Source organism: Pseudomonas sp. WS 5410, assembly GCF_012985645.1.
Taxonomy (GTDB): Bacteria; Pseudomonadota; Gammaproteobacteria; order Pseudomonadales; family Pseudomonadaceae; genus Aquipseudomonas; species Aquipseudomonas shahriarae.
This window is the reverse complement of record NZ_JAAQWS010000005.1, coordinates 303,448-323,039: the sequence shown is the minus strand read 5'-3', so window position 1 is coordinate 323,039 and position 19,592 is coordinate 303,448. Positions and strand designations below refer to the sequence as shown.

Annotated in this window: 17 protein-coding genes, 1 pseudogene and 1 riboswitch; of the genes and pseudogenes, 15 read left to right on the top strand and 3 right to left on the bottom strand. The window is 60.9% G+C overall.

Going from position 1 to position 19,592, the window contains the following annotated elements; genetic code table 11:
• Window positions 1-185 (bottom strand): annotated as a pseudogene (locus tag HBO24_RS10690) (ribonucleotide-diphosphate reductase subunit beta); the annotation flags it as partial.
• A gap of 496 nt (window positions 186-681) precedes the next feature.
• Window positions 682-951, bottom strand: coding sequence for a DUF2790 domain-containing protein (locus HBO24_RS10685; protein WP_057444078.1), 270 nt, complete (start codon window positions 949-951; stop codon window positions 682-684).
• 393 nt (window positions 952-1,344) lie between these two features.
• Here HBO24_RS10685 and acs point away from each other — a divergent pair, with 393 nt between their 5' ends.
• The 14 genes from acs (at window position 1,345) to astE (ending at window position 17,361) form a co-directional block, all read left to right on the top strand.
• Window positions 1,345-3,300, top strand: a complete 1,956-nt coding sequence (gene acs / locus HBO24_RS10680) for an acetate--CoA ligase (RefSeq protein ID WP_057439717.1) — start codon at window positions 1,345-1,347, stop codon at window positions 3,298-3,300.
• A 583-nt stretch (window positions 3,301-3,883) separates the two neighbouring features.
• Complete coding sequence (locus tag HBO24_RS10675; protein WP_170059670.1) at window positions 3,884-4,669, top strand: ABC transporter substrate-binding protein; 786 nt, start codon at window positions 3,884-3,886, stop codon at window positions 4,667-4,669.
• Window positions 4,670-4,760: 91 nt separating this feature from the next.
• Complete coding sequence (locus HBO24_RS10670; protein WP_029294434.1) at window positions 4,761-5,450, top strand: ABC transporter permease; 690 nt, start codon at window positions 4,761-4,763, stop codon at window positions 5,448-5,450.
• Entirely contained in the window at window positions 5,447-6,145 is a 699-nt protein-coding gene (locus tag HBO24_RS10665; RefSeq protein WP_029294436.1) for an ABC transporter permease, read from the top strand. The genes HBO24_RS10670 and HBO24_RS10665 overlap by 4 nt, the downstream gene beginning before the upstream one ends.
• 1 nt (window position 6,146) lies before the next feature.
• Window positions 6,147-7,259: a succinylglutamate desuccinylase/aspartoacylase family protein gene (locus HBO24_RS10660; RefSeq protein ID WP_057439715.1), complete on the top strand. Its 1,113-nt coding sequence runs from the start codon at window positions 6,147-6,149 to the stop codon at window positions 7,257-7,259.
• A 27-nt stretch (window positions 7,260-7,286) separates the two neighbouring features.
• Window positions 7,287-8,051, top strand: a complete 765-nt coding sequence (locus HBO24_RS10655; RefSeq protein WP_029294441.1) for an ATP-binding cassette domain-containing protein — start codon at window positions 7,287-7,289, stop codon at window positions 8,049-8,051.
• Between the two features lie 228 nt (window positions 8,052-8,279).
• Window positions 8,280-9,260, top strand: coding sequence for a GlxA family transcriptional regulator (locus HBO24_RS10650; protein ID WP_057439714.1), 981 nt, complete (start codon window positions 8,280-8,282; stop codon window positions 9,258-9,260).
• Between the two features lie 241 nt (window positions 9,261-9,501).
• Complete coding sequence (locus tag HBO24_RS10645; RefSeq protein ID WP_057439713.1) at window positions 9,502-10,722, top strand: aspartate aminotransferase family protein; 1,221 nt, start codon at window positions 9,502-9,504, stop codon at window positions 10,720-10,722.
• A 194-nt stretch (window positions 10,723-10,916) separates the two neighbouring features.
• Complete coding sequence (gene aruF / locus HBO24_RS10640) at window positions 10,917-11,936, top strand: arginine/ornithine succinyltransferase subunit alpha (RefSeq protein WP_032861580.1); 1,020 nt, start codon at window positions 10,917-10,919, stop codon at window positions 11,934-11,936.
• A 51-nt stretch (window positions 11,937-11,987) separates the two neighbouring features.
• Window positions 11,988-13,013 carry an arginine N-succinyltransferase gene (gene astA, locus HBO24_RS10635; RefSeq protein ID WP_057960449.1) on the top strand — a complete coding sequence of 342 codons (1,026 nt, stop codon included), beginning with the start codon at window positions 11,988-11,990 and terminating at the stop codon, window positions 13,011-13,013.
• Window positions 13,010-14,479, top strand: coding sequence for a succinylglutamate-semialdehyde dehydrogenase (gene astD, locus HBO24_RS10630; protein ID WP_169961313.1), 1,470 nt, complete (start codon window positions 13,010-13,012; stop codon window positions 14,477-14,479). The genes astA and astD overlap by 4 nt, the downstream gene beginning before the upstream one ends.
• A gap of 204 nt (window positions 14,480-14,683) precedes the next feature.
• A complete protein-coding gene (gene astB / locus HBO24_RS10625) occupies window positions 14,684-16,030 on the top strand; it encodes an N-succinylarginine dihydrolase (RefSeq protein ID WP_057439710.1) in 1,347 nt (448 codons plus the stop codon).
• Window positions 16,031-16,053: 23 nt separating this feature from the next.
• Window positions 16,054-16,344: a hypothetical protein gene (locus HBO24_RS10620; protein WP_029294458.1), complete on the top strand. Its 291-nt coding sequence runs from the start codon at window positions 16,054-16,056 to the stop codon at window positions 16,342-16,344.
• 12 nt (window positions 16,345-16,356) lie between these two features.
• Window positions 16,357-17,361 carry a succinylglutamate desuccinylase gene (gene astE / locus HBO24_RS10615; protein WP_170059669.1) on the top strand — a complete coding sequence of 335 codons (1,005 nt, stop codon included), beginning with the start codon at window positions 16,357-16,359 and terminating at the stop codon, window positions 17,359-17,361.
• A gap of 130 nt (window positions 17,362-17,491) precedes the next feature.
• Here astE and HBO24_RS10610 read toward each other — a convergent pair whose 3' ends face one another.
• On the bottom strand, window positions 17,492-18,001 hold the full coding sequence (locus HBO24_RS10610) for a 6,7-dimethyl-8-ribityllumazine synthase (protein WP_170059668.1): 510 nt from the start codon (window positions 17,999-18,001) through the stop codon (window positions 17,492-17,494).
• Between the two features lie 113 nt (window positions 18,002-18,114).
• Window positions 18,115-18,284, bottom strand: a riboswitch (FMN riboswitch).
• Between the two features lie 185 nt (window positions 18,285-18,469).
• Here HBO24_RS10610 and ltaE point away from each other — a divergent pair.
• The gene (gene ltaE / locus HBO24_RS10605) at window positions 18,470-19,474 is read left to right on the top strand and encodes a low-specificity L-threonine aldolase (protein ID WP_170045737.1); all 1,005 of its coding nucleotides are present in this window, start codon (window positions 18,470-18,472) and stop codon (window positions 19,472-19,474) included.
• Window positions 19,475-19,592 lie beyond the last annotated feature (118 nt).

The following is a 19,592-nucleotide window of genomic DNA, read 5'->3' as shown; positions in this document are numbered from 1 at the left end:
AAGGCAGCCTTGGCGCGCACGATGGCGGCGGAGTCGTTGGCGGTGACGGCGCGGGCTTCGATGGCAGCGGCAGCGCCGGCACCGTCGAGGCGGTCCATGTTGGCTTCGGTGGCGTGGCCGGCGTTGGCGCCTTTAGCGGCTACTTCGCCTTCTTCTTCTTTGTCGAATTCGTCCCAGCTCAGCATGACGTGTCGTCTCCTGCGTGTGGGCCAATGGTGCCCGTGTGAAACCGGATGGTTGGGTGTTCACACGGCCCAAGGGCCGCGGTGGATCTTTAAGGAATCGTTTGTTGCAACAGCTCGCGCAGGCACTAAACGGAATAGGGCTACGGGTGTTCTGCTTGAGGCCTGAGGGGCGGAGCGACAGTGTCGTACTCCTGCGGGGCCTCAGGTCTGGCTCGTTATCCCATGTAAAGGGATATTGCAGGCCCGATTTACCCGCGCATTATAGGGAAAAATTTGCCTTTGTGTTGCGGCGGATAGCCTCAGTCGAGGGGCAAAATGAGGGTATTTCCGGCCGGGGCACGGGTTTACAAGGGTTTGCCGGGGTAGGATTTTTTTGACGGGCGGTGAGGGATTTTTGAAGCAGGGGGCAAGGCGAGGATTTTGCGGGTGATTCTTTGCCGCAAGGACAATTCCTTGCGGCGAACATTGCCAGGTTAAGTTCTAACTAACTAAGTTATTAACCGTTAGAGCAACCATTACCCATGACTTTGTAATTAAGAATATGACGCTGGCCCTGGTGGTCTTCATATTCCATGCGCGCTGGAACAACTTCGCAGACATTCGGGATGGCGCTCATGGACACCACTTTGGCGATATCCAGATCGGTGGAGTAGGTGTATTCCTCAACAATGGCGGTGTGCTGGCTGGCTACGTCAGTCGGGATCTCGTCGGCCAGGGCGGCGGTGGCGCACAGGCTGGCAAGGGCCATAACTAATAAAGCTTTCATTTCCAATTTACCTTTTTACAGTCGAAGGGGGGCACGGGGCCCTTGTGAGGCCACGTGTGTAACTTGAGTAGTGAGTTCGGATTAACGTGCCTTCGTGGGGGCTGCAACTTGGTTAATCACGGTGCCTTGTTGGCGAGGCTGATTTTAGGCGCCTGGGTTGCATTCATATACCCGTGCTTTTGATAAACACTTTTGGCGGTTTTCGTAACAATCCACCACAGAGGTTTTTTTAGAGGCTGAGAAAAGCGCCACAAGCCCCGAGCCAGAGCATTGCAAGGGGATATCAGGGTAATTTGTAGGGGCTTGTTACTACCATCGTCGAATGGTTCTATAGGCCTACCCCGGCTAAAACAGGGGCATACAACAACAACTATTGTCACCGAGGTAAGAAAGATGAGTGCGGCTTCCCTGTACCCCGTTCGCCCCGAAGTAGCAGCCAATACGCTGACCGACGAGGCGACCTACAAGGCCATGTACCAGCAGTCGGTGGTCAACCCCGACGGCTTCTGGCGCGAGCAAGCCAAGCGTCTTGACTGGATCAAGCCTTTCACCACGGTCAAGCAAACCTCGTTCGACGACCACCATGTCGATATCAAATGGTTCGCAGACGGCACCCTCAACGTTTCCTACAACTGCCTGGACCGTCACCTCGCCGAGCGTGGCGACCACGCGGCGATCATCTGGGAGGGCGACGACCCTTCCGAGAGCCGTACCATCACCTACCGTGAACTGCATGAACAAGTCTGCAAGTTCGCCAACGCCCTGCGTGGCCAGGATGTGCACCGCGGCGACGTGGTGACCATCTATATGCCGATGATTCCCGAAGCCGTGGTCGCCATGCTGGCCTGTACCCGCATCGGTGCGATCCACTCGGTGGTGTTTGGCGGTTTCTCGCCTGAGGCCCTGGCCGGTCGCATCATCGACTGCAAATCCAAAGTGGTGATCACCGCTGACGAAGGCATCCGTGCCGGCAAGAAGGTGCCGCTCAAGGCCAACGTCGACGACGCGCTGACCAACCCGGAAACCAGCAGCATCCAGAAAGTCATCGTGTGTAAGCGCACCAATGGCCAGATCAAGTGGAACCAGCATCGCGACATCTGGTACGAAGACCTGATGAAAGTGGCGGGCACTGTCTGCGCGCCAAAAGAGATGGGTGCGGAAGAAGCGCTGTTCATCCTTTACACCTCCGGTTCCACTGGCAAGCCCAAGGGCGTGCAGCACACCACCGGCGGCTACCTGTTGTACGCGGCCCTGACCCACGAGCGCGTGTTCGACTACCGCCCGGGCGAAGTCTACTGGTGCACCGCTGACGTCGGTTGGGTCACTGGCCACACTTATATTGTCTACGGCCCGCTGGCCAATGGTGCTACCACGCTGCTGTTCGAAGGCGTGCCGAACTACCCGGATATAACCCGGGTCGGGAAAATCGTCGACAAGCACAAGGTCAATATCCTCTACACCGCGCCGACGGCGATCCGCGCAATGATGGCTTCCGGCACCGCCGCCTGCGAAGGCACTGACGGCAGCAGCCTGCGCCTGTTGGGTTCGGTGGGTGAGCCGATCAACCCGGAAGCGTGGGACTGGTACTACAAGAACGTCGGCCAATCCCGTTGCCCGATTGTCGATACCTGGTGGCAGACCGAAACCGGCGCGACCCTGATGAGCCCATTGCCGGGCGCCCACGCGCTCAAGCCGGGTTCGGCGGCACGCCCATTCTTTGGTGTGGTGCCGGCGTTGGTGGACAACCTGGGCAACATCATCGAGGGCGCCGCCGAAGGCAACCTGGTGATCCTCGATTCGTGGCCAGGCCAGGCGCGTACCCTGTACGGCGACCATGACCGTTTTGTCGACACTTACTTCAAGACCTTCCGTGGCATGTACTTCACCGGCGACGGCGCGCGTCGCGATGAAGACGGCTACTGGTGGATCACCGGCCGCGTGGATGACGTGCTCAACGTTTCCGGGCACCGCATGGGCACCGCCGAGATCGAAAGCGCCATGGTTGCCCACCCGAAAGTCACGGAAGCAGCAGTGGTTGGCGTACCTCACGACATCAAGGGCCAAGGCATCTATGTGTATGTCACCCTGAAAAACGGCGAGGAGCCGACCGAAGCGTTGCGCCTGGAGCTGAAGAACTGGGTGCGCAAAGAGATCGGCCCGATTGCTTCGCCGGACGTGATCCAGTGGGCACCGGGTCTGCCGAAGACCCGTTCGGGGAAAATCATGCGCCGTATCCTGCGCAAGATTGCCACGGCCGAGTATGACGGGCTGGGCGATATTTCCACCCTGGCCGATCCAAGCGTGGTGCAGCATTTGATTGATACCCACAAGACCATGAACGCCGCGTAAGCGGGTTGATGGGACCAAGCCCCATTCGGTGTAGGCCGGGTGGGGCTTTTTTGTGGGAATTCACTTTGAAGTACCAGCAATGTGGCAGTTGGCGGCTGACAGACTGCTCTCAGCAGCAAGCCAATAAATATCGGTTTATCTCGTAGGGCATTTCTGAATGTTACCCAGCGGTGCAAATGTGTAACCTTGCGCCCAAACATGAGGCAAAGTGCTACATCAGCGCCTCGAAAATGCCCGTTTTAGACGCCCGGCGAAATAAGATCAAACGCTACACTTGCCGGGATAGAAGGGTTTGCGAATAATAGGCCCGCAATTTGCAGCGTTAATAGGTTTAGTATCTTTTGCCTCTGCATAAATTTCAGGGGTTGTCAATGTGTTGGAGTCGCTTTCTCGGTGCTTCTGTAAATTGTTGTCGCATTGAGGAAATATCGGCTTCCGGCCTGTCGTTAGAATGCCGATCACTCGCTCGTCGTCGCCGTGTTGAACTGGTGTAGGACGCAGCACCGCTATTCGGTTTCACTCAGTCGCATCGTGGGCCATGGCTCATACTGCTGTTTTTGTCCTATACCGATGGAGTCCCAAGATGAAGAAACTCGTGCTGTTGGGCGCCCTGGCGCTGTCCGTGCTGTCCATGCAAGCCTTCGCTGAAGAGAAGCCGCTGAAAATTGGTATCGAAGCAGCCTACCCTCCGTTTGCCTCGAAGGCGCCGGACGGCAACATCGTCGGTTTCGACTACGACATCGGCAATGCCCTGTGCGAAGAGATGAAGGTCAAGTGCACTTGGGTCGAGCAGGAATTCGACGGCCTGATCCCGGCGCTCAAAGTCCGCAAGATCGACGCGATTCTGTCGTCCATGTCCATCACTGATGACCGCAAGAAGTCCGTGGACTTCACCAACCGCTACTACCTGACCCCGGCGCGCCTGGTGATGAAGGGCGGCGTTGCCGTCAGCGACAGCCTGGTTGAGCTCAAGGACAAGAAGATCGGCGTACAGCGCGGTTCGATCCACGACCGTTTCGCCAAGGAAGTCCTGGCGCCTAAAGGTGCGACCATCGTTCCTTACAGCACCCAGAACGAAATCTACCTGGACGTGGCTGCCGGTCGCCTTGATGGCACCGTGGCTGATGCGACCCTGCTCGAAGACGGTTTCCTGAAGACCGACGCGGGCAAAGGCTACGCGTTCGTAGGTCCTGCGTTCACCGACGCCAAGTACTTCGGCGACGGCATCGGTATCGCAGTGCGTAAAGGCGACAAGGCCAACCTGGAGCGCATCAATGCAGCCATTGCTGCGATCCGCGCCAATGGCAAGTACAAAGAAATCGAGAAAAAGTATTTCAACTTCGATATTTACGGCGCTGACGCCAAGTAAACCTTCGCAGTTGTCTGTCCAGAATGGCGCAAGCACCAGGGTCTCTGAAGTTTGCGCCATTTTTTCATCCGCCTTTTCGAGGACCTGAATCATGTTGAAAGGCTACGGGGCCGTTATCCTCGATGGCGCATGGTTGACGCTTCAGCTCGCCTTGTCGTCCATGGCCTTGGCCATTGTTCTGGGTCTGATCGGGGTTGCATTGCGCCTGTCGCCGGTCCGCTGGCTGGCGTGGCTGGGCGACCTGTATTCCACGGTGATCCGCGGGATCCCCGACCTGGTGCTGATCCTGCTGATTTTCTACGGTGGTCAGGACCTGCTCAACCGCGTCGCGCCGCTACTGGGCTACGACGACTATATTGACTTGAACCCCTTGGCCGCCGGTATCGGCACCCTGGGTTTCATCTTTGGCGCCTACCTCTCGGAAACCTTCCGTGGCGCCTTCATGGCCATCCCCAAGGGGCAGGCCGAGGCGGGCATGGCTTATGGCATGAGCCCGTTCCAGGTGTTTTTCCGGGTGATGGTGCCGCAGATGATCCGGCTGGCAATCCCCGGCTTTACCAACAACTGGCTGGTATTGACCAAGGCCACTGCACTGATTTCGGTGGTGGGCCTGCAAGACATGATGTTCAAGGCCAAGCAGGCGGCGGATGCCACCCGCGAACCTTTTACCTTCTTCCTCGCGGTGGCGGCGATGTACCTGGTGATCACCAGCGTCTCGTTGCTGGCCCTGCGTTACCTTGAGAAGCGCTACTCGGTAGGCGTAAAGGCGGCTGATCTATGATCTTCGACTACAACGTCATCTGGGAGGCCATGCCGCTGTACCTTGGCGGCTTGCTGACCACCCTCAAACTGCTGCTGATCTCGCTGTTCTTCGGCCTGCTCGCCGCCGTGCCCCTGGGCCTGATGCGGGTGTCCAAGCAGCCGCTGGTCAATGGCGCGGCCTGGCTCTACACCTATGTGATCCGCGGCACGCCGATGCTGGTGCAGCTGTTCCTGATCTACTACGGCCTGGCCCAGTTCGAAGCGGTACGCGAGAGCTTCCTCTGGCCGTGGCTGTCCAGCGCAACCTTCTGCGCCTGCCTGGCCTTTGCCATCAATACCAGTGCCTACACCGCAGAAATCATCGCCGGCAGCCTCAAGGCCACGCCCCATGGCGAGATCGAAGCCGCCAAGGCCATGGGCATGTCGCGCTACAAGCTGTACCGCCGCATCCTGCTGCCCTCGGCCCTGCGCCGGGCACTGCCGCAGTACAGCAATGAAGTGATCATGATGTTGCAGACCACCAGCCTGGCCTCCATCGTTACCCTGATCGACATCACCGGTGCCGCGCGCACGGTGAACGCCCAGTACTACCTGCCGTTCGAAGCCTATATCACCGCGGGCCTGTTCTACCTGTGCCTGACGTTCATCCTGGTGCGCCTGTTCAAGCTGGCCGAGCGTCGCTGGTTGAGCTACCTGGCTCCACGGAAGCACTGATATGGAACGCATCGACCACGTATTGCCCTGGGGGCACCTGGGCTGCGAGCGCCAACTGACGGTGTTCCGCTTCGGCCACGGCGAGCGCAAGGCGTATCTGCAGGCCAGCCTGCACGCCGATGAGTTGCCGGGGATGCGCGCGGCCTGGGAGCTGAAAAAGCGCCTGCTTGAGCTGGAGCAGCAGGGTGCGCTCAACGGGGTGATCGAACTGGTGCCGGTGGCCAACCCGATGGGCCTCGGGCAGTTGCTGCAAGGCAGCCACCAGGGGCGTTTCGAGATTGGCAGCGGCAAGAACTTCAACCGTGATTTCGTCGAGTTGAGCGCGCCGGTGGCGGCCCTGCTGGAAGGCCGGCTGGGCGACGATCCTCACGCCAACGTGCGCATGATCCGCCAGGCGATGAGCGATGCGCTCAATGCATTGCCCGAGCCGAGCAGCCAGTTGCAAGGCATGCAGCGGGTCTTGCTGAGCCATGCCTGCACCGCCGATGTGGTCCTCGACCTGCACTGCGATGCCGAAGCTGCGCTGCACATGTACGCGCTGCCCCAGCACTGGCCGCAGTGGCGTTCGTTGTCGGCGCATTTGAATGTGAAGGTCGGCCTGTTGGCGGAAGACTCCGGCGGCAGCTCGTTTGATGAAGCCTGCTCGTTGCCGTGGCTGCGTTTGTCGCGGGCGTTCCCCGAGGCGCAGATCCCCCTGGCTTGCCTGGCAACCACCCTGGAGCTGGGCGGTCAGGCCGACACCGGTCGGGATGAGGCGATTTTTCACGCCGAAGGCATCCTCGCGTTCCTCGCCGAGCAGGGCCTGATCAAGGGTGAGTGGCCGGCGCCGCAACATGAGCCGTGTGAAGGGGTGCCCTTTGAAGGCACCGAATTGCTGTTCGCACCCCACGCCGGGGTGATCAGTTACCTGCGTAAAGCCGGTGACTGGGTGGAAACCGGCGAACCGATTTTTGAAGTGATTGATCCTTTGGCCGACCGCGTCAGCATTGTCTGTGCCGGTACGTCGGGGGTGTTGTTTGCCGTTGAACGGCTACGTTATGCCCAAGCGGGTTTCTGGCTGGCCAAGGTGGCGGGGCGCGAAGCGCTGCGTCACGGGCGCTTGCTCAACGACTGACCAACTGTTTTTGTGAGAACCGACCGCATGTACAAACTTGAAGTCCAAGACCTGCATAAACGCTATGGCAGTCATGAAGTGCTCAAAGGCGTGTCCTTGGCCGCCGCGGCCGGTGATGTGATCAGCATCATCGGGTCCAGTGGCTCGGGCAAAAGTACCTTTTTGCGCTGCATCAACCTGCTGGAGCAGCCTCACGCCGGCAAGATCCTGCTCAATAACGAAGAGCTGAAGCTGGTGGCCAACAAGGACGGCGCGATGAAGGCCGCCGACCCCAAGCAGTTGCAGCGCATGCGTTCGCGCCTGTCCATGGTGTTCCAGCATTTCAACCTGTGGTCGCACATGACCGCCCTGGAAAACGTCATGGAAGCCCCGGTACACGTGCTGGGCATGTCGAAAAAAGACGCCCGCGAAAAGGCCGAGCACTACCTGGCCAAAGTGGGCGTGGCCCACCGCAAGGACGCCTTCCCCGGCCATATGTCCGGTGGCGAGCAGCAGCGCGTGGCAATTGCCCGGGCGCTGGCGATGGAGCCTGAGGTGATGCTGTTTGACGAGCCGACTTCGGCCCTCGACCCGGAGCTGGTCGGCGAAGTCTTGAAAGTCATGCAGGACCTGGCCCTGGAAGGCCGGACCATGGTGGTGGTGACTCACGAAATGGGCTTTGCCCGTGAAGTGTCGAACCAGTTGGTGTTCCTGCACAAAGGCATTGTCGAAGAGCGCGGCAACCCGCGTGAAGTGCTGGTCAACCCGCAGTCCGAGCGGTTGCAGCAGTTCTTGTCCGGCAGCTTGAAGTAAACAGGGCTGCGTTTATGCACTGAAATAGTGCATGCTTCGCAGCCTTGAGGTTGGCCTCGATTCCCTGTGGGGGCGGGCTTGCCTGCGATGGCGAGGTGACTGGCCCGCCGCTGTCGCAGGCAAGCCAGCCCCCACATCAGATCTCTGTTTGTGTTGAGTTTTGTGTTTACTTACGGGCTAGCATTGGCCCATGCCTCTACTCCCGTTTTTCGTTTCGGATAGCATTCCATGACAGCCCATCGCATCGGTTTCCTGATTTGGCCCAGCACTAAAGCCCTGACGCTTGCGCTGGCTGAGGAGGCCTTGCGCGTTGCCCAGCGGGTGCATCCGGATGTGGTCTACGAGGTGTCATTCCTGCAGGCCGAGCCGCCGGTCGAGGGTGAGTGGAAATTGCCCGGCGAACCCTGGGCCGGCAAGCTGGAAGGTTTCCAGAAGCTGTTCCTGCTGGCCGATGAGCCGCCGACGGTGATCGCCTCGCAACTGGGCTCTGCGCTCAAGCAGCTGGTACGCGCCGGCTGCGTGATCGGTGGCTTGTCGGCAGGGGTGTATCCCCTGGCGCAACTGGGGTTGCTCGATGGCTATCGGGCTGCCGTGCACTGGCGCTGGCAGGACGACTTTGCCGAGCGTTTTCCCAAGGTCATTGCCACCAGCCATTTGTTCGATTGGGACCGCGATCGCCTGAGCGCCTGTGGCGGCATGTCGGTCCTCGACCTGATGCTGGCAGTGCTGGCCCGTGACCACGGCGCCGAACTGGCGGGCGCGGTCTCCGAAGAACTGGTGGTGGAGCGCATCCGTGAAGGCGGCGAGCGCCAGCGCATCCCTCTGCAAAACCGCCTGGGCTCCAGCCATCCGAAGCTGACCCAGGCGGTGTTGCTGATGGAGGCCAATATCGAAGAACCGCTGACCACCGACGAAATCGCCCAGCATGTGTGCGTGTCGCGACGACAACTGGAACGGATCTTCAAGCAATACCTCAACCGCGTTCCCAGCCAGTACTACCTGGAACTGCGCCTGAACAAGGCGCGCCAGATGTTGATGCAAACCAGCAAGTCGATCATCCAGATCGGCCTGTCCTGCGGCTTCTCCTCGGGGCCGCACTTCTCCAGCGCCTACCGCAACTTCTTCGGCGCCACCCCGCGTGAAGACCGCAACCAGCGTCGCAGCAGCAGCCCGTTCGAGTTGTCGTCGGTACCGTCCGAGCGCGGCTGAGCAGCGTCTTGTCCGGCGCATTCAACTGAGCAAAATTCCCACGGCACTGCCGCAACCGCCTGTCTTCTGTTTAAACTGCGCCATTGCGAAGCTATTTGTCGCATTGGCGTAAACCCACGTAAAACGGGGGTTGGCGCTATAAGAAGTTGTCGCTTGGCGGCAAGGCCGCGCTGAAAACTGTCCTTACAATCCCTGCATCGCCCGCCAGTTTCAGGCAGGCGTTCCTCTTCAGGAGACTCCGATGTCCGTTGAGCAAGCCCCGGTGCAACGTGCCGATTTCGACCAGGTCATGGTGCCCAACTATGCCCCTGCCGCCTTTATCCCTGTGCGTGGCGAAGGTTCCCGTGTGTGGGACCAGTCGGGTCGCGAGCTGATCGACTTTGCCGGCGGCATCGCAGTAAACGTGCTGGGCCATGCCCACCCGGCGCTGGTCGGTGCACTGACTGAACAGGCCAACAAGCTGTGGCACGTCTCCAACGTGTTCACCAATGAGCCGGCCCTGCGCCTGGCCCATAAGCTGATCGACGCCACCTTTGCCGAGCGTGTGTTCTTCTGCAACTCCGGCGCCGAAGCCAACGAGGCCGCCTTCAAGCTGGCCCGTCGCGTGGCGTTCGACCGTTTCGGCAGCGAGAAATACGAGATCATCGCCGCACTGAACAGCTTCCACGGCCGCACCCTGTTTACCGTCAACGTCGGTGGCCAGTCGAAGTACTCCGATGGCTTCGGTCCTAAAATCACCGGCATCACCCACGTTCCTTATAACGACCTGGACGCGCTGAAAGCCGCGGTGTCGGACAAGACCTGCGCCGTGGTGCTGGAGCCGATCCAGGGTGAAGGCGGCGTGCTGCCGGCCGAACTGGCCTACCTGCAAGGTGCCCGCGACCTGTGTGACGCCAACAATGCACTGCTGGTGTTCGACGAAGTGCAGACCGGTATGGGCCGTAGCGGCCATCTGTTTGCCTACCAGCACTACGGCGTGGTGCCTGACATCCTTACCAGCGCCAAGAGCCTGGGCGGTGGTTTCCCGATTGCCGCGATGCTGACCCGTGAAGACCTGGCCAAGCACCTGGTGGTCGGCACCCACGGCACCACCTACGGCGGCAACCCGCTGGCATGCGCGGTGGCGGAAGCGGTGATCGACGTGATCAACACCCCTGAGGTGCTGGCCGGCGTGAATGCCAAGCACGACCTGTTCAAGGCCCGCCTGGAGCAGATCGGCCAGAAATACGGGATCTTCACCCAGGTGCGTGGCATGGGCCTGCTGCTCGGTTGTGTATTGAGCGATGCCTTCAAAGGCAAGGCCAAGGACGTGTTCAACGCGGCCGAGAAAGAAAACCTGATGATCCTGCAAGCCGGCCCGGACGTGGTGCGCTTTGCGCCGAGCCTGGTGGTGGAAGATGCGGATATCACTGAAGGGCTGGATCGTTTTGAGCGTGCTGTAAAAACACTGACGCAAGCCTGATAGATACACATTTATCTAACGAACCGGATCAAATGTGGGAGCGGGCTTGCCCGCGATAGCGATCTGTCAGTCGACGTTGTTGTGACTGGCCCACCGCAATCGCGGGCAAGCCCGCTCCCACATTGGAACCTGGGTGATTCCAGGTTCGGTGTCCGGCATTTTTTTATGAAGTTTTCGAGTTAAGGAGTGACACCATGCTGGTGATGCGCCCCGCGCAAATGGCTGATCTGGGCGAGGTACAGCGTCTGGCTGCGGACAGCCCGATTGGTGTCACCTCCCTGCCGGATGACGTTGAACGCCTGAGCGACAAAATCGCCGCCAGCGAAGCGTCCTTCGCCGCCGAAGTGAGTTTCAACGGCGAAGAAAGCTATTTCTTTGTTCTCGAAGACACCGTTGCCGGCAAGCTGGTGGGCTGTTCGGCCATCGTCGCCTCGGCCGGTTATTCCGAGCCGTTCTACAGCTTTCGCAACGAGACCTTCGTCCACGCCTCCCGTGAACTGAAGATCCACAACAAAATTCACGTCCTGTCCCAGTGCCACGACCTGACCGGCAACAGCTTGCTGACCAGCTTCTATGTGGTGCCGGAGCTGGTGGGGTCGGCCTGGTCGGAGCTCAACTCCCGTGGCCGCCTGTTGTTTGTCGCCAGCCATCCGGAGCGGTTTGCCGATTCTGTGGTGACCGAGATTGTCGGCTACAGCGATGAGAACGGTGACTCGCCGTTCTGGGACGCCATCGGCCGCAACTTCTTCGACCTCAACTATGCTGCCGCCGAGCGCCTGTGCGGGTTGAAGAGCCGCACCTTCCTCGCCGAACTGATGCCGCACTACCCAATCTACGTGCCGCTGTTGCCGGATGAAGCCCAGGAAGCCATGGGCCAGGTACACCCGCGTGCGCAGATCACCTTCGACATCCTGATGCGCGAAGGCTTTGAAACCGACCATTACATCGACATCTTCGACGGTGGCCCGACCCTGCATGCGCGGGTCTCGGGCATTCGTTCGATCGCCCAGAGCCGCGTGGTGCCGGTGAAGATCGGCGAGATGGTCAAGGGCGTCGGCCGCCAGTACCTGGTGAGCAACGCGCAGTTGCAGGATTACCGCGCGGTCATGCTCGAACTGGACTACGCGCCGGGCAAGCCCGTGACCCTGGACCTGGAAGCGGCCGAAGCCCTGGGCGTCGGCGAAGGCGCCAGCGTGCGTCTGGTCGCGGTTTAAAAGCAGAGTTTCGCGGGTGGCTGCAGCCAGCGGCCCGTTTGAGGAGATAGCATGATCGTTCGTCCCGTACGCAGCAGCGATTTACCGGCCCTGATTGAATTGGCGCGCAGCACTGGCACCGGTCTCACCACCTTGCCGGCCAACGAAGAGCGCCTGACCCACCGGGTGGGCTGGGCTGAAAAAACCTTTCGCGGCGAAGCCGGGCGCGGGGATGCCGACTACCTGTTTGTGCTGGAAAACGACGAAGGCCGCGTGGTGGGGATTTCCGCGATTGCCGGCGCCGTCGGCCTGCGCGAGCCGTGGTACAACTTCCGGGTCGGCCTGACGGTCAGCGCCTCCCAGGAGCTGAATATCTACCGCGAGATTCCTACGCTGTTCCTGGCCAACGACCTGACGGGCAACTCCGAGCTGTGCTCGCTGTTCCTGCATGCCGATTACCGCAACGGCCTCAACGGTCGCATGCTGGCCAAGGCGCGGATGCTGTTTATCGCCGAGTTCCCGCAGCTGTTTGGCAACAAGATCATCGCCGAGATGCGCGGGGTGTCCAATGACGCCGGGCGCTCGCCGTTCTGGGAAAGCCTGGGCCGGCACTTCTTCAAGATGGAGTTCAGCCAGGCCGACTACCTCACCGGCGTGGGCAACAAGGCGTTTATCGCCGAACTGATGCCCAAGTTCCCGCTGTACACCTGCTTTTTGTCCGAGGACGCCCGCAACGTGATCGGCAAGGTTCATCCCGACACCGAGCCGGCCTTGAGCATGCTCAAGAGCGAAGGCTTCAGCTACCAGGGTTACGTCGATATCTTCGACGCAGGTCCGGCGGTGGAGTGTGAGACCAGCAAGATCCGCGCGGTGCGCGACAGCCAGGCGCTGGTACTGGCCATTGGCACGCCGGGGGACGACGCCACGCCGTTCCTGATGCATAACCGTAAACGTGAAGAGTGCCGCATCACCGCCGCACCGGCGCGCCTGGCTGCCGGCACGCTGGTGGTCGATCCGCTGACCGCCAAGCGCCTGCAACTGGTGGCTGGTGATCAAGTGCGTGCGGTACCGTTGTCTGCTGCCCGGGAGTCGAAATAATGAATGCGTTGTATATCGCAGGGAGCTGGCTGGCTGGCCAGGGTGAACGCTTTGAGTCGCTGAACCCGGTGACCCAGCAAGTGGTCTGGGCCGGCAATGGCGCCAGCGTCGAGCAGGTCGAATCCGCGGTGCAGGCCGCACGCCAAGCGTTCCCGGCCTGGGCCAAGCGCCCGCTGCAAGAGCGCATCAGTGTGCTGGAAACCTTTGCCGCCACCCTGAAAAGCCGTGCCGATGAAATCGCCCGCTGCATTGGCGAGGAAACCGGCAAGCCTCTGTGGGAATCGGCCACCGAAGTCACCAGCATGGCCAATAAAATCGCGATCTCGGTGCAAAGCTACCGCGAGCGTACCGGCGAGAAGAGCGGCCCCCTGGGCGACGCCACCGCTGTATTGCGCCACAAGCCTCACGGTGTGGTCGCAGTATTCGGCCCTTACAACTTCCCTGGCCACTTGCCCAATGGGCATATCGTCCCGGCCTTGCTCGCGGGTAATACCGTATTGTTCAAACCGAGCGAGCTGACCCCTAAAGTGGCCGAGCTGACGGTGCAGTGCTGGGTCGAAGCCGGCCTGCCAGCGGGCGTGTTGAACCTGCTGCAAGGCGCGCGCGAGACCGGGATTGCCCTGGCCTCAAATCCAGGTATCGACGGGCTGTTCTTCACTGGCTCCAGCCGCACCGGCAACCACCTGCACCAGCAATTCGCCGGGCGCCCGGACAAGATCCTCGCGCTGGAAATGGGCGGCAACAACCCGCTGGTGGTGGACCAGGTGGCCGATGTGGACGCTGCGGTCTATACCATCATCCAGTCGGCCTTTATTTCCGCCGGCCAGCGCTGCACCTGCGCCCGGCGCCTGCTGGTACCGGAAGGCGCCTGGGGCGATGCACTGCTGGCGCGCCTGGTGGCGGTCAGCGCGACCATTGCCGTCGGTGCCTACGACCAGCAACCGCCGCCGTTCATGGGCTCGGTGATCTCCCTGGCGGCGGCCAAGGCCTTGATGGAGGCCCAGGAACTGATGCTGGCCAACGGCGCCGTGGCGCTGCTGGAAATGACTCAGCCCCAGGCGCAGGCAGCCTTGCTGACGCCAGGCATCATCGACGTCACGGCCGTGATCGAGCGCGAGGACGAAGAGCTGTTCGGCCCGTTGCTGCAAGTCATTCGCTATACGGATTTTGAAGCGGCGATCAGTGAAGCCAACAACACCCAGTACGGCCTGGCCGCCGGTCTGTTGTCGGACTCCGAGGCGCGTTACCAGCAGTTCTGGCTGGAGAGCCGGGCCGGTATCGTCAACTGGAACAAGCAACTGACCGGCGCCGCCAGCACCGCGCCCTTTGGCGGGGTAGGGGCATCGGGCAATCATCGCGCCAGTGCGTATTACGCGGCGGATTATTGCGCGTACCCGGTGGCGTCCCTGGAAACCCCGAGCCTGGTCTTGCCGGCCGCGCTGACTCCGGGTGTGACGCTGATCTAAGTGTGGCAGCTGGCGTGTGTGGGAGCTGGCTTGACTGCGATGCGGACACCTCGATCTTTCAGTCAGATTGAGGGGATGCCATCGCAGGCAAGCCAGCTCCTACACTCGCCGGCGCCTACAGTTGATCGGGTTTGCAGAGACAGATTTGTGGTGTGTTGAAGACCTTTGATGCCTATAAAAACAGATGTTCGTGGAGCCTCGCCGATGAAATCCTGTGAAGTCAATTTTGACGGTCTCGTGGGGCCGACCCATAACTACGGCGGTTTGTCCTACGGCAACGTCGCGTCCCAGAGCAACAGCCAGCAATCTTCCAACCCCAAGGAAGCGGCGTTGCAGGGCCTGGCGAAAATGAAAGCCCTGATGGACATGGGCTTTGTGCAAGGCGTGCTCGCCCCCCAGGAACGCCCGGATGTGGGCGCCTTGCGCCGCCTTGGCTTTGCCGGTAGCGACGCCCAGGTGATCCAGCAGGCGGCCAAGCAGGCCATGCCGTTACTGGTGGCCAGTTGTTCCGCATCGAGCATGTGGGTGGCCAACGCCGCCACGGTTAGCCCGAGCGCCGACACGGCCGACGGCCGCGTGCATTTCACCGCCGCCAACCTCAACTGCAAATACCACCGCAGCATCGAACACCCGACCACCAGCCGCGTGCTGGGGGCGATGTTTGCTGACCAGAAGCACTTCGCCCACCACGCCGCGTTGCCGGCCGTGGCGCAGTTCGGTGACGAAGGCGCGGCTAACCACACGCGTTTCTGCCGCGAATATGGTGAGGCGGGCGTGGAGTTTTTCGTGTTTGGGCGCAGTGCGTTCGACACCCGTTACCCGGCGCCGCAAAAGTACCCGGCACGCCAGACCCTCGAAGCGTCCCAGGCGGTTGCCCGTTTGCATGGCCTGCAGGATGACGGTGTGGTCTACGGCCAGCAGAACCCGGCCGTGATTGATGCCGGTGTGTTCCACAACGATGTGATCGCGGTGGGCAACGGCGAAGTGCTGTTCTATCACGAGGATGCGTTCCTCAATACCGAGCAAATGCTGGCTGAGCTGCAGGCCAAGCTGGGCAAGGTTGGCGGCAACTTCCAGGCGATCTGCGTGCCCCGCGCTCTGGTCAGCGTCGAAGACGCCGTGCGCTCTTACCTGTTCAACAGCCAGTTGCTGAGCCGCGCCGACGGTTCGATGCTGTTGATCGTGCCCGAAGAGTGCCACAACAACGAGCGCGTCTGGCACTACCTGCAAAGCCTGACCCGTTCCGGTGGGCCGATCGGCGAAGTGAAAGTCTTCGACCTCAAGCAGAGCATGCAGAACGGCGGCGGCCCGGCCTGCCTGCGTTTGCGCGTGGCGCTGAAGGAGGCTGAACTGGCGGCGGTCAACCCAGGGGTTATCATGACGGCACCGCTGTATGAAACGTTGACCCAATGGGTCGGCAAGCACTACCGCGACAGCCTGCGCGAAACCGACCTGGCTGACCCGCAGTTGCTGCTCGAATGTCGCACGGCATTGGATGAACTGACGCAAATCCTTAAACTGGGCTCGGTTTATCCTTTCCAGATCAATTAAAGCCCCACGGCTGAGACCTATTTATGACCACCGATACCCTGAAGCTGATCCTTGAAGACACCGACGGCACCCAGCTGGAAACCTCCTGCACCCGCCTCGCCGTGGTGTGGCAGGGCAAGGAAATCTGGATCCAGCACGACGGCCGTGGCCAACTGCTGATCGGCGTGGACGTGGAAGAGGGTGATGCCGAATACGCCAACCTGCTGATGCGCCCCCTGGCGACCAACCTGATGAGCCTGCAACTGGAAATGGAACCGGCCGACGTTGAAGGTGATGACGACGATCACGTCCACGGCCCAGGCTGCAACCACTAAGGAAGCTGCTCTATGCTCGCCCTCGGCAAACTGCTTGAACTGACCCTCGCCGGTCGTGAACCGGCGCAAAAAATTCAACTGACTGTCGACGGCGTGCAGATGCGCTGGCTCAGTGAGGGCGCCCTTGAAGTGCGGCCTCCCGAAGCCCGGGACAACGGCGCCGATGTGCTGTTGTCGTCCGGTATCCATGGCAACGAAACCGCGCCGATCGAATTGGCCGACCGCTTGTTGCATGGCATCGCCCGTGGGGAGGTCAAGCCTCGCACCCGTATTCTGTTCCTGTTCGGCAACCCCGAGGCCATACGCCGCGGCGAGCGTTATCTCGAGCAGGACGTCAACCGGCTGTTCAACGGCCGTCACGAACAAAGCATCGGCCCTGAAGCCATGCGTGCCGCCGAGCTTGAGCAGTTGGCCCGCACCTTCTTCAGCGTGCCCGGCCGTAGCCGCTTGCACTACGACCTGCACACGGCCATCCGTGGCTCGAAGATCGAACAGTTCGCCCTGTACCCCTTCAAAGAAGGCCGTCAGCACTCACGCGCCGAACTGGCCCGTTTACGTGCGGCTGGCATGGAAGCGGTGCTGTTGCAGAACAAGACCTCCATCACCTTCACCGCGTTTACCTACGAGCAACTGGGCGCCGAGTCGTTCACCCTGGAGCTGGGCAAGGCCCGGCCATTTGGGCAGAACCAGGGGGTGGATGTGTCGCGCCTGGAAACCCGTCTCAAGCAGATCATCGAAGGTACCGAGCCGGCCACCGAGGGCCTGGACGGCCTGAAGTTGTTCAGCGTGGCGCGGGAAATCATCAAGCACAGTGACGCCTTCACTCTGCATTTACCGGCGGACGTGGAGAACTTTTCAGAGCTGGAGAAGGGCTATCTGCTGGCCGAAGACATCGCCAAGACCCGCTGGGTGATCGAGGAGGAGGGTGCGCGCATCATCTTCCCCAATCCGAAGGTCAAGAATGGCTTGCGGGCGGGGATATTGATTGTGCCGACCACAGATGTTGGCCTGGCCTGAACCCCGAGACTGACTCGGTCGAATGTGGGAGCGGGCTTGCTCGCGAAGGCGGAGTGTCAGTCAATACCTGTATGACTGATCCAGCGCTTTCGCGAGCAAGCCCGCTCCCACATTTGCTTTGCCGTGTCGCTTAAACCGCTACAGCACGCGGCTCATTGCGACGGATCGCGCGGATCTTGTGCAGGGTGTCGGCGCAGGTCTGCGCGGCTTCCTTGCCCTTGTGCACAAAGTGCTCAAAGAAGAAGTTGTGGTGCTCGCTGCCCGCGTGGAAATGATGCGGCGTGAGGGACACCGAGAACACCGGCACTTCGGTTTCCAACTGCACCTGCATCAGGCCGCTGACCACCGATTGCGCGACGAACTCATGGCGATAGATCCCGCCGTCTACCACCAGGGCGGCAGCGACGATGCCGGCGTAACGGCCGGACTTGGCCAGCAGCTTGGCGTGCAGGGGAATTTCAAAGGCGCCGCCGACTTCAAAGAAGTCGATATCCGACTCCTGGTAGCCCTGGACGAGCATTTCGGCGAGGAAGCCTTTACGGCTTTGATCAACAATATCTTTGTGCCAGCAAGCCTGGATAAACGCGACGCGCTCACCGTGGTGGTTTTTGCTCTTGCTGTCGATTGCGGTGGGTTGCATGTTCTGACTCCTGTTTATGAAAAAAACAGGGCGTTATGAATCGAATGGGATTTAAGGGTGCGAGCGGCTGGGGCATGCAGGCATGCCATCAGCGTTCGGCCCTTAGGCGCCAATCCCGTTCTCTCTTCATCCGGACTATGACCGTCGGCCCCGGGATCACACCGGGTCTGCTGACCTTGCCGCCGTCCTGCGTGAGCAGTTCGAGGCGCCAAGCGCTCGCGGGCTATGCGCATTGCGCGCAATTACCGCCGGTGGGGAATTACACCCCGCCCTGAGAACGTTGCCGCCAGAACCCTGGCGGCGGAGAGTTTTTACCATACATTTCGAAAAACTGCATAGGGTGCTTGTTAATATCGACTATCGACAGGTTTGCTGGCAGCTCCATCCAGGAGCCGGCTTGATATTTGCCGGTGATGCCCGCAGTAATCGGTTACAACAGGGAACTCCCCACTCGCAGAGGCAGATTTGATGTCGGTTATTGATCTTCGTAGTGACACCGTGACCCAACCCACCCCTGGCATGCGAGCTGCCATGGCCGACGCCCCCAGCGGCGATGATGTCTACGGTGAAGACCCCAGCGTCAACCTGCTGGAGGCCGAACTGGCCAAGCGCCTGGGCTTCGCTGCGGCGCTGTTCGTGCCTACCGGCACCATGAGCAACCTGTTGGCGCTGATGGCCCACTGCGAGCGGGGCGAGGAATATATCGTCGGCCAGCAGGCCCACACCTACAAATACGAAGGCGGCGGCGCGGCGGTGCTGGGTTCGATCCAGCCGCAGCCTCTGGAAGTGCAGGCCGACGGTTCGCTGGACCTGGCCCAGGTCGCAGAGGCGATCAAGCCGGACGACTTCCACTTCGCCCGCACCCGGCTGTTGGCCTTGGAAAACACCATGCAGGGCAAAGTCTTGCCCATCAGCTACCTGGCCGCTGCCCACGCATTTACCCGTGAGCACGGCCTGGCCCTGCACCTGGACGGCGCGCGCTTGTACAACGCGGCCGTCAAGCTGGGCGTGGATGCCCGGGAGATTACCCAGCATTTCGATTCGGTTTCGGTGTGCCTGTCCAAGGGCCTTGGCGCGCCGGTTGGCTCGGTGCTGTGTGGCTCCAGTGCGTTGATCGCCAAGGCCCGTCGTTTGCGCAAGATGGTCGGCGGCGGCATGCGCCAGGCCGGCTCGCTGGCGGCGGCCGGGCTGTATGCCCTGGACCATCAGGTGGCGCGCCTGGCCGACGACCATGCCAATGCCCACTGGCTGGGCGACGAGCTGCGCAAGGCCGGCTACAGCGTGGAGCCGGTGCAGACCAATATGGTCTACGTGCAGATCGGCGAGCAGGCCCAGGCCCTGAAGGCGTTTGCCGAGGCCCGTGGGATCAAGTTGAGCGCCGCGCCGCGCCTGCGCATGGTCACGCACCTGGACGTCAGCCGGGCGCAGATCGAGCAAGTGCTGGCGACATTTGTCGAGTTTTCCCGGAAATGACCGTGCAGACCGTCTAATTGACTGTTTCTATCGTATAAACACGCTGTACCACGGGCAAAGGGCCGATATAATGCGGCCCTTTGCCGTCGCTCCGTCTGATGACGTTTAGCACTGGCCT